The organism is Pueribacillus theae (genome assembly GCF_003097615.1).
Lineage (GTDB): Bacteria > Bacillota > Bacilli > Bacillales > UBA6769 > Pueribacillus > Pueribacillus theae.
On sequence record NZ_QCZG01000004.1, the window covers coordinates 62,056 to 72,918 of the forward strand.

The following is a 10,863-nucleotide window of genomic DNA, read 5'->3' on the forward strand; positions in this document are numbered from 1 at the left end:
TTTTAATAATTGTATGACACTAATTTTATGAAATGACGTTGCATGGGCTTAAATTTCATTTGTCAATTGTTATTGCAGATCTTTATTGAGGAAATCTTTCCCTTGATTGTCATTTTAGTGTCCTAAAACGAAAAAAGTTCCTTATAATTAGGTAGGGAAAGAAGGGGCAAAGAATTTACTAGCCTGTTTCGTTATTGTAGGTGATAGCTCCCCTTCCCTATATTTACTGCTAGGTTTCTTATTTTGTAATAAAATCGTGGAATTGAGGTGCGGCTGTGAGAAACATCGATTCTTTTTCTGATAAAAGTGAGGAGAAGGAAAGTTACCGATCAATTTTAATCAATTATCTCTTGGGTGGGGTGTTTGTTTATCTTTATAGCATTCCGAATATCTTTTTTGTGTATATTGATGATAAATGGCGTTTGTTTGCGGTTTTACTCTGTTTAAGTTATTTTGTGATGAGCGCAGGTGCTGCATATATTGTTTACCGCTTCCCAAGTTATCAGCGACTCGAGACAAACCTGCTTGCTTTCACGGTTTGTTTATGGTCAATGGTGGCGATCAATTTATATGGGATACAGGCGCTGGTGGATCAACCTTTTTACCAAAAGCTCTATATTAATCTTCTATGGATTCAATTGTTGTTCATTTTATTTGCATGGATCAAGTGGATCCCAGTTCGTACACGAAAAATGGTAGCCCGTATCGTAACCATCATCCTTGGCGCTTTTTTTATATTTCATTTGTTAGGGGTTTTTGCTTCCACAAAAGGCATGGGTATTTATGTATTTTTGTTCGGTAAAGAGGTAGCGGTAGCCCTCATATGGCCGGGTATCGCCCTTTTTTTCTCTGGATTTTGGACACGCGTGACCATGGCCGGAGGTATAGACTTAGGTGTTACCCAAGAAGAGCGGGCGCGAATGATGGCAGAAGAGAAAGCACGCGAAGAGGCGAAGAAAAGAAAAGCATCAGAAGAAATGCTGTCAAGTGGACGTTATTTGGAGTATGGAGAGTTGGACTATTACATTGCAGAGGGAATAAGCAGTTATCGGGAAAAGGGATCAAAGACGTTTGAAGATGTAGAGTTTTTATATGTAGAGAACGGTGTCCGTTATTTTAATCGCTTGGATTGGAGTCCACCAAAAGAAATGATTTTGTACAAAGAGAACGGGCAATGGTACTGTCAAACAACTGGGCAAGAACCTGAACGAGTGTTGTTGCCAGAGCATTTAGAAGAGGAAAAGCAAGAATTTGAAATCGATAAACGTGAATATTTGGAACAAGCGATTGAATACAGGCGTATGGTCCCGTACTTTGTTGAGATTCCAAGTGATATTGATGAGTCCGAGATCGACAGGTATGAATGAAACTGTATTTTTGAAAAAGCTATCAGCTGTTTTGCAACGAACCAAGCTGATCGGACTATTCACTCATGGCCTTTTGAATATGTTCATTAAACAAAAGGCAGCCAAATGTCACATTCACTACCTATTCCATATGCAAAAACAGGCTATTTCATCATAAATGAAATAGCCTGTAAATGTTGATATATCAATGTTTTTATTAGGATTCTGCTTTCCTTTTTCAGCTTCTTCATCAGAACCCGGGATGATTAATAATTATATGCTCATAATACCGCCTTTTGAAGCGTTTGTCACAAGTTTTGAATATCTTGCCAACCATCCCGTTTTGATTTTGGGTTCAAATGGTTTTAAAGATTTACGGCGTTCTTCTAAAATTTCGTCCGATACTTTTACATTAATTGTTCGGTTTGGTAAATCAATTTCAATTATATCTCCATTTTCGATTAATGCAATCGGCCCACCTTCAGCAGCTTCCGGTGAAATATGTCCAATGGAAATACCTCGTGATGCTCCACTAAACCGTCCATCAGTGATCAACGCTACTTTCGTTCCTAAACCACGCCCCATAATGGCAGAAGTTGGAGCGAGCATCTCTGGCATGCCTGGCCCACCTTTTGGCCCTTCATAGCGAATCACAACGACATGCCCTTCTTTTACTGTACCGTTATCAATCGCTGCTTGCGCTTCGTCTTGTGAATCAAAGACAATCGCTTCACCAGCAAATGTTTTAATCGATGGGTCAACAGCACCCACTTTAATAACCGAACCTTCTGGAGCAAGGTTTCCATATAATATAGATAATCCACCAACAGGGCTGTACGGATTGTCTTTTGTACGGATGACTTGATCATTTGTAATTTCGTGGTCTCTAACAAGTTCACCCATTGTTTTTCCGGCCACTGTCATTCGGTCTGGATGAATAGCTCCAGGGATTTTAGTAAGTTCATTAATAATAGCACTTACTCCACCTGCACGATTTACATCATCCATTGAAATATCAGATGCTGGCATAATTTTCGCAATGTATGGGACTCTTGCAGCAACTTTATTAATATCTTCTAGGTTATACTCGATTCCCGCTTCATTTGCAATCGCTAAAGTGTGTAAAACAGTATTTGTTGAACCACCCATCGCCATATCAAGTGCAAATGCATCGTCGATTGCTTCTTTTGTAACAATGTCGCGTGGTTTAATATCTTCTTTAATCATACGAACTAAATGTTTGGCAGCTTCGCGAATGAGTTCATGGCGTTGTTCACTTGTTGCAACAATTGTCCCGTTGCCTGGAAGTGCTAAACCTAACATTTCCATTAAACAGTTCATGGAGTTTGCAGTGAACATACCTGAACAAGATCCGCAAGTTGGACATGCGTTATTTTCAATATCTAATAATTCTTCTGCAGACATTTGACCTGATTTATGTGCTCCTACACCTTCAAATACAGAGGTTAATGAAAGTTGTTTACCAGTTGAACTTTTGCCAGCTTCCATTGGCCCACCTGAAACAAAGATTGAAGGAACGTTTGTACGAACGGCAGCCATTAACATACCTGGTGTGATTTTGTCACAGTTTGGTATATAAAATACCCCATCAAACCAATGGGCATTAATAACTGTCTCAGCAGAGTCAGCAATAAGTTCACGGCTTGGCAATGAGTAGCGCATACCAATGTGCCCCATTGCAATTCCATCATCAACACCAATTGTATTGAATTCAAATGGAATACCACCAGCTTCAATAATTGCTTCTTTTACAACGTCCGCAAACTCACGTAAGTGAACGTGTCCAGGAATAATATCGATATAAGAGTTACATACACCGATAAATGGTTTTCCTAAGTCTTTTGTTTTTACTTTCCCCGTTGCATATAAAAGACTACGGTGAGGAGCACGATCAACTCCGACTTTAATCATGTCACTTCTCATCTGAACACACACCTTTTATTTTTAAGTTATTTTATTTATTTAAAAGAGGCAATCCCTGTTTTAGAAAAGGACTGAGGACGGAAAGTCACTTCAGTCCTTTTCATGAGTGATAAAACAAATTATTAGTTGGTGCAAAACTTGTTAGTGTAACATACAAGGCTCAACTGTACGATGGATTTTCTTCCAAATGTTTGGGCGTTCATTATTTCTCAAACATACGATCCACATCTTTTATGATAGCATGATTACGCTTTTATTTAATACATTATGAAAAATTTACCAAAACAACTGCCAGCAACAGCGCTATGAATCTTGTTAAATCCAAAAACCATCTGTATTAATAGATTAACATACAGATAGCAAATTACCAAGATTATTATGAAACAGTCAAAAGCAATATCATTTATGATATTTTTCGGCCCATACATTGCATCATTATCGATTTGTCCCAATAAACAGCCACTCTTTAAATTGATTCTAATGAACCACTCCTTTCTTCTTATCTCTTAACTTCACCTCTTTCCAGCTGCTTTTGCAATAAAAATAAGGAGTTGAACTTTCACAACTCCTTTTTGTTTATCATTGTTTATATTTTATTTTTCTTGTCTTAAATAACGAACCTGCATAATACCTTTCTCTTTTTCATAGTAAAAAGCCGCATTTTCCCGTACAACAGGTTTATCTGAATTGTAGGCTTCTTCTAACGCTTGCTCAATTTCATTCTCAGTCATGCCTATACCAGCGTCTATCCAAGCATCTAATACCAAATGTTTAGTCGGGCTATTTTTGAAGAGTTCATAATTCAATGCTGCCTCTATTCGAAATCCCTTCAATTCCTCCAAGTCATTCCTAACTTGAATAACTTCTGATGTTTCAACCCCCTGATACTTCACAGTAACCTTTGTTTGTCCTTCTTTAAGAGCTGTAATTTTTCCGTTAGCGATTGAAATAATAGAAGGGTCTGCAATTTCAAATGTTACTGAATTTAACTCACCATCTTCTATTGGCCTAACCTTATTGTCATTTAAATCTCGTATTGAAAGAGTAAAGCTTTGTGAATCACCTACATACATATGTTGTTTAAACCCATACCAATTAAGTTTCATGCCCTGTTTATCTAACACTCTAATTCTGATTTCTGCCTTTTGCCCTTGATAAGTTGCGGTAAGTGTTGTTTCCCCTGCTTTCTTTGCAGTGATAACTCCATCTTTATATGCGGCGACTGAACTGTTCGACATATTAAATGTGGCTTTGTCATTTATAATGTGCGTTCCGCCATTGTTTTTTAGATCTGCTAATAAATCAACTTTTTGTGTATCTCCTTCAACTAACGATAAGTCTAAATACATTGATGGGAAATAAACTCGATCAATGTCCGTGCCTTTATCTTTATCGTCTGTACCTTTATCGTCAGTGCCTTTATCTCCACCTCCATCGTTACCAGTGCCTCCGGTATTTCCCTCATTATCAAATTCACCTAAAACTTCTAACGTTCTATATAAAAATGAAGCGAATTGCGCTCGTTTAAGGTTGTTTCTTGGTTCAAAATCATTCAATTTGACAGTTAAACCAAGGTTAGCAAAGACTTGTACACTATCCTTATGTGAAGGATCTACGTTTTTTAGATTAATTTTCACTTTTTTGGCATCACGTTGGGCCAAATCGAAACCACGATTGAAAACCGTTGCTAATTGTTCACGAGTAATATTTGTATTAGGGTTGAACTTACCATTGTTCCCTTTGTAAATCCCAGCTTGAGTTACAGCTGCAATTTCTTTGGCATAGTCATGTTTCGTACTAACATCGCTATAAATTGATAAAACCTTTTTAATATCCTTAGGAACAGGTAAATTCAGTTCCCTAGCAAGAATTACTGCCACATGTTGTCTGGAAATATCTTGATAAGGTTTGAAAATACCATTTCCATATCCTGTGATTGTGCCTTTATTCGCAAAGTACATTACTTCCTTATAGTGACTTTCCGTTTTAGGCAAGTCAGAGAAACTAATGTTTTTCCCGTTTTCTTTCGCACCTGCCAATGTTGGTGAAATCATCATTCCTGCCGCCATCAAAGATAGAATTGTTTTTTTGAATTTCATTGTTAAAAACCCCCAATAATATAATTTTTTTAGAAATTCAGATTAGTCCTAATAAACAGCCGCTCACTTTGATTCGAATGACCCACTCCTTTCTTCTTATCTATTAACTTTACTTTACCTATCAACATTTTAAAATTCAACTACAACATGCAATAGTGCAACACATATGTGACTACACGCCACTTAAATCCTAACGGATTTTTGAAGTGGGGCTTCTCGGGCAATAGCCATTTTTACTAGCTGACTAAATGAACCGAGCTAACCCCTATATCATTTTTTAAAGCTTTATAAATATTAAAATTAAAGTCTTGATTGATGGGAATGTATATTGAATTATTTACATATTCTATTTCTTCATGAAGTCTCTTCAAATAATCAATTACTAAAATACTTTTGTTAAAAAGCGTTTTCTTATGAATTCACTTGCAAATCTACTCTTTCCTGAAGATAAACAGAGTATTCGCAAACTAATTCTTCTTTATTTTTGAAGATAAACCTTATCATCTAATTCAACATAAAAATTAACTTCATCTATAGTGAAGCTGGAGTATCTATAAAAGCTGTCCAGGCACGATTAGGACATAAAAATATCCAAACGACGATGAATATCTATACGCACGTTTCGGATGTCTTAAGAAAATGCAGCAGACATTTTCTCGACTTTTAACAAAGGGGGAGTCAAGGAGTAGTCAGTCCAATTCTCGGCATTTAAAAACCCCTTCCCGATTCTTTCGGAAAGAGGCTGTAAACGTTGATAGGACAAAGATATTAACGTTTTGAGAACTGCGGTGCACGACGAGCGCCTTTAAGGCCGTATTTCTTACGTTCTTTCATGCGGGCGTCACGAGTTAGGTAACCCGCTGATTTCAATGTTGCACGATATTCTGGATCGGCTTGGAGTAGCGCGCGTGCGATTCCGTGGCGGATTGCGCCAGCCTGTCCTGTATAGCCGCCTCCATTGACGCTTACAAGAACGTCATACGTTCCTTCTGTTTCAGTCGCAACAAGCGGCTGCTTAACGATAAGCTTTAACGTTTCAAGACCGAAATATTCGTCTAATTCATTTCCGTTTACGACGATGCGTCCGTTGCCTGGAACGAGGCGTACTCGTGCAACAGACTTCTTACGGCGTCCTGTGCCGTAATATTGTACTTGAGCCAAAATGATTTCCTCCTTTTCTTTATCCGCGTAATTCGTATACTTCAGGTTGTTGTGCTTGATGTGGGTGTTCGTTTCCGCTGTATACGTGAAGCTTCTTAAACATTTGACGTCCAAGTTTGTTTTTTGGAAGCATTCCTTTTATTGCAAGTTCAAGCATTTTTTCAGGACGCTTCGTACGCATTTCAAGAGCTGTTCTTTGTTTAATGCCTCCGGGGTGTCCTGTGTGGTGATAATAAATTTTATCTGTTAATTTTTTTCCTGTCAGTTCAATTTTTTCAGCATTGATAATAATCACATTGTCGCCTGTATCGACATGTGGTGTAAATGTTGGTTTATGTTTACCACGCAAGATCGTAGCAACCTCACTTGCCAAACGGCCAAGTGTTTGTCCAGCGGCGTCTACGACAAACCATTTACGTTCAACTTCACTGGCTTTTGCCATATAAGTTGTACTCATGGGGCAACCTCCTCATCAATTCTTCTATTTCGAATCCATTTATCAATTATTTTACATTCAAAGACGTTAGTTTTCTCTATTTCCGGGGCTAGTGGAGATAGAAATACCAAAGAATATATTATAACACAAAAAATACATTGTCAAGCGGGTGTCTATACTTTTTAGTAATGTACAGACCAGAGGACTAACCCGTGTGCTGGTGCTGTAGCTCCTGCTTTTTCCCGAGATTTTGCTTCAAGGATTTCTGCCATGTCCAGAGGGCTGCGTTCCTTCTTTCCGATTTCCAGCAATGTGCCAACAAGAATCCTCACCATATTGTATAGAAAGCCGTTACCAACGAAGCGAAAAATGAGTTCGCCATCCTCTTCTAAAATGTCTGCTTCGAAAATCGTCCTTGTTTTTTCTTCTACATTTGTTTTTGACGCGCAAAAAGAAGTAAAGTCGTGCGTTCCAACAATGAATGCCATTGCTTCTTTCATTGCATTGATGTCGAGAGTGTATGGCACATGAAGTGTATAGTTGCGGCGGAAGACATCTGGGAACGGCTTTGTGAACAAGCGGTAACGGTATTCTTTTTTCTTTGCGTGAAAGCGTGCGTGAAAATCGTCCTGAACGTATTCAATGTGATGTACGACAATGTCGTCTGGAAGCAATGCTTGAAAAGCTTTCAGCCAATTTTGTTCTTTGATGTTGAGTGTTGTATCAAAATGGATCACTTGTCCAGCGGCATGTACGCCTGCATCTGTCCTGCCCGAAGCATAAATTCGGATCGCTGTTTCTTTGTGCATTTTCTTCAATGCGGCTTCGATTTCCCCTTGGACGGTCCGGGCATTTGGCTGAACTTGATAGCCGGCAAAGGCTGTTCCGTCGTAAGCAAGCACCGCTTTGATTCTTGGCATTGTCATCACTCCCTACCTGTTATTCATGACAACGATTAAATCCACCCTTTTTCACGCGCTTTTTCAATGGCTTGCTGCCTTGATTCGACTTCAAGCTTTTGAATGGCGGAGGATAAATAGTTTCTAACGGTTCCATTTGTTAGGAATAATGCTTTCCCGATGTCACGGGTCGCCATTCCTTCCTTGGCCATTCTTAATACTTCAATTTCACGATCGGTTAAAGGGTTTTCTTGTTTTAAAAAAAGAGTCGCGGCTAAGTCTGTACTGATGACACGCTCTCCATTCATTACTTTCCGAATGGCTTCGATTAAATCATCAATCGGTTCATCTTTTAACAAATAGCCTTCTACTTTCGCATCCATCGCCTTCTGTAAATAGCCTGGACGGGCGAATGTTGTTACGATGATAATTTTCGCTGTGTTTCCAGTATCTCTAAGCTTATCCGCTAATTCAAGCCCAGTTAAAGATGGGATCTCAATATCGAGCAAACAGACGTCTGGTTTATATTTCTGAATCGCCTCCCATGCTGCTTGCCCATCTGACACTTCCGCTACGACTTCAATATCATCTTCCAATTTTAATAAAGAAGTGAGTGCACCACGAAGCATTTTCTGATCTTCTGCAATGATAACTCTTATCATATGGCATTCTCTCCTTCATTTGTACGAACTGGAACCTTTAATGTGACCGAAACACCTTTATGCAAAGAAGCATTCATTTCAGCAGTACCTTGCAGCTTTTCCATCCGTTCTTGTATCGACCGGATGCCATTTCCTTTTCCTGCTTTTAGATCACCGTTTCCATCATCAATTATTTGAAGGCAATACACGTTATCTTGGTAATATTTCGTGATGGTACAATGCTTTGCTTGGCTATGTTTTATAATATTTGTAATCGTTTCTCGCAAAGAAAGCGCCAGCATCGTTTCCGTAACACTTGATAATAAAGGAAGCTTACCTTTCTCGACCATCGTTAATTCGATTCCAGCTGTTTGTAAAATCTTTTTTGATTCCTCGATTTCCTTCTCCAGCGAAACGAATTTCATATCTGCCACTAGTTCTCTTACTTGTTTTAGCGCGAAACGAGAAGTGTTTAGAATATCTTTCAGCTCTTGCTTCGCTTGTTTTGAATCCTTCTCCACTAATTTTATCGTCAGTTCGCTTTTTAGCTTAATCATTGTTAATGTTTGCCCAAGTATATCATGAAGATCTCTGGCAATACGGTGCCTTTCCTCTTCTTGTATATAACGTGCTAGCCGAGCATTTGCTGTATCTAGCTTTCCTTGGAGAGCTTTTGCCTTTTCCTTTGTATACACGACAATTGGAATAAATAGTTGGACAATCATGAAAGGAAGTAACGCCGTTTTTGCGAAAAGGAGGGGATGTCCATTAGTAAGCCAACTAAATAAACTATACATCATGACAATCCCAAACATCCCAACACCGATATAAACCTTTCGATTCGCCCTTCCTAAAAGATCAGCAAAAATAAACCCGTATAAAAACAGCCACTGTTGAAGGAAAACTCCTAAAATCACAAGAGTGCCAAACCCAGATAAACAGGCAACAAGCAGACGCCAATCTTTATACCATAAACAAACGTAGTGAGACATTATTAACAATACGACTAGTAAAAGCTTTCCCGAAAGACCGAGGCTGCTTTCTGTTTTCATAACGTTATAGATTAAGAAAACAATCGCGATTACGTCAATAAGAAGATATTTTTCGACTTGATCAAGAGGGTATATCTTTTTAAAAATCATGCGCAACACCTCTCCTCTCTTCCGGGGATTTTATGGCTTTTCAGTTCATAAAACTTGATGTATGTTTCCGCACTGTCTCCATGGGGCCCAGTTTAAATTTTTGTAACCAAAAGGAAGCAAAGCCAATTTGAAAGGACGTGATAAGGAGCCATATAAGGACAATGGTCACTGAGTCAACTTTGTTTCCTAATCCAAATCCCCATCCATAAAAGAGGACGGTAGAAATGAGATTTTGCATCACATAACAGCTCAATGACATTCTCCCAACCTTTTCGAGTTTATTCCACAACCAAAACTGTGGCGTTTTTTCAACGATTTTCGAAATGAATGCCAAATATCCTAAAGATAAAATAGGAGCGAATAAATAACGAATAGGCAAATCGAAAACTCCGCCGGGAACAAAAGTTAGTAAATTCAATGGCACTCCTACATACAAACCGAGTTTAAATAATTTCTGCCGTTTCTTCTTCCCATGTTCATCTGGCGCAAAGAAACCTGATCTCATCAGCCGTACACCTAATAAGAAAAGAAAAATATTCATCGGGATCACAAATATGACCTCGATTCTAAGCAAAACAAAATTCACGAAACGATATTGTATCTGCTCAAACCAGCTTCCATCTTTATATAACGAAACGATGTCGCTCATACCGCCTAATGATAGATTCGCAGATGAAAACCCTAAATAGACTCCGACAATTAATAGAAATAGCATGATTGCTCCGTGAAAACCGCCAATGATCTTCATCGCCCTCGAAATTGCCCGATCCCCGCCTTTTACAATCCATGCGACAATCATTGCCGTAACGCCATAACTCATTAAAATATCGTATTCCATGACTAGTGTAAAATGGATGAAGCCCTCCATCAATAAGATAAATGAAGTCCAAATATACACGCCAGGCCAAGCTGTGCCATTCCTTAATGACTGCTGATATTTTAGCTCAAGCCCTACTCCAAACATAATCGTCAACAAACCGAGCATTTTTCCATTCACTAAAAATAACACAAAAATTCTTACAAAATCTTGAAAGGATGCCCACCAAGCATAATGATCAAATGTAAAAATATATGACACATCCCCTAAGTGAGCAAAAATCCAAATGTTTGTTCCGAGTGTACCAAGGACAGCAAACCCTCTTAATATATCAAGTAAGCGAATTCTTTTTCCTGACATATGCCTGTCATTCCCTTT

The 10,863-nt window shown here is 38.6% G+C and carries 9 protein-coding genes and 1 pseudogene; 2 read left to right on the forward strand and 8 right to left on the reverse strand.

Annotation, left to right across the window (positions count from 1 at the left end; translation table 11 throughout):
• The first annotated feature begins 275 nt into the window (after positions 1–275).
• Positions 276–1,367, forward strand: coding sequence for a hypothetical protein (locus DCC39_RS03325; protein ID WP_116553468.1), 1,092 nt, complete (start codon positions 276–278; stop codon positions 1,365–1,367).
• Positions 1,368–1,619: 252 nt separating this feature from the next.
• On the opposite strand, the gene ilvD is transcribed toward DCC39_RS03325, so the two are convergent.
• Both ilvD and DCC39_RS03340 read right to left on the reverse strand, forming a co-directional pair.
• Positions 1,620–3,290: a dihydroxy-acid dehydratase gene (ilvD, locus tag DCC39_RS03330; RefSeq protein ID WP_116553469.1), complete on the reverse strand. Its 1,671-nt coding sequence runs from the start codon at positions 3,288–3,290 to the stop codon at positions 1,620–1,622.
• A gap of 593 nt (positions 3,291–3,883) precedes the next feature.
• On the reverse strand, positions 3,884–5,389 hold the full coding sequence (locus tag DCC39_RS03340; protein WP_116553471.1) for an S-layer homology domain-containing protein: 1,506 nt from the start codon (positions 5,387–5,389) through the stop codon (positions 3,884–3,886).
• Between the two features lie 538 nt (positions 5,390–5,927).
• Here DCC39_RS03340 and DCC39_RS03345 point away from each other — a divergent pair.
• Positions 5,928–6,056 (forward strand): annotated as a pseudogene (locus DCC39_RS03345) (tyrosine-type recombinase/integrase); the annotation flags it as partial.
• Between the two features lie 101 nt (positions 6,057–6,157).
• Here the strand turns inward: DCC39_RS03345 and rpsI are convergent.
• The 6 genes from rpsI to DCC39_RS03375 all read right to left on the reverse strand — a co-directional run bounded on the left by rpsI (position 6,158) and on the right by DCC39_RS03375 (position 10,845).
• A complete protein-coding gene (gene rpsI, locus DCC39_RS03350; RefSeq protein ID WP_116553472.1) occupies positions 6,158–6,550 on the reverse strand; it encodes a 30S ribosomal protein S9 in 393 nt (130 codons plus the stop codon).
• 19 nt (positions 6,551–6,569) lie between these two features.
• A complete protein-coding gene (rplM, locus tag DCC39_RS03355; RefSeq protein ID WP_116553473.1) occupies positions 6,570–7,007 on the reverse strand; it encodes a 50S ribosomal protein L13 in 438 nt (145 codons plus the stop codon).
• A gap of 161 nt (positions 7,008–7,168) precedes the next feature.
• The gene (gene truA / locus DCC39_RS03360) at positions 7,169–7,906 is read right to left on the reverse strand and encodes a tRNA pseudouridine(38-40) synthase TruA (RefSeq protein ID WP_116553474.1); all 738 of its coding nucleotides are present in this window, start codon (positions 7,904–7,906) and stop codon (positions 7,169–7,171) included.
• A 35-nt stretch (positions 7,907–7,941) separates the two neighbouring features.
• Entirely contained in the window at positions 7,942–8,547 is a 606-nt protein-coding gene (locus tag DCC39_RS03365) for a response regulator transcription factor (RefSeq protein ID WP_116553475.1), read from the reverse strand.
• Complete coding sequence (locus DCC39_RS03370) at positions 8,544–9,668, reverse strand: sensor histidine kinase (RefSeq protein ID WP_338066531.1); 1,125 nt, start codon at positions 9,666–9,668, stop codon at positions 8,544–8,546. The genes DCC39_RS03365 and DCC39_RS03370 overlap by 4 nt, the downstream gene beginning before the upstream one ends.
• A gap of 40 nt (positions 9,669–9,708) precedes the next feature.
• Positions 9,709–10,845, reverse strand: coding sequence for a DUF418 domain-containing protein (locus DCC39_RS03375; RefSeq protein WP_116553476.1), 1,137 nt, complete (start codon positions 10,843–10,845; stop codon positions 9,709–9,711).
• Positions 10,846–10,863 lie beyond the last annotated feature (18 nt).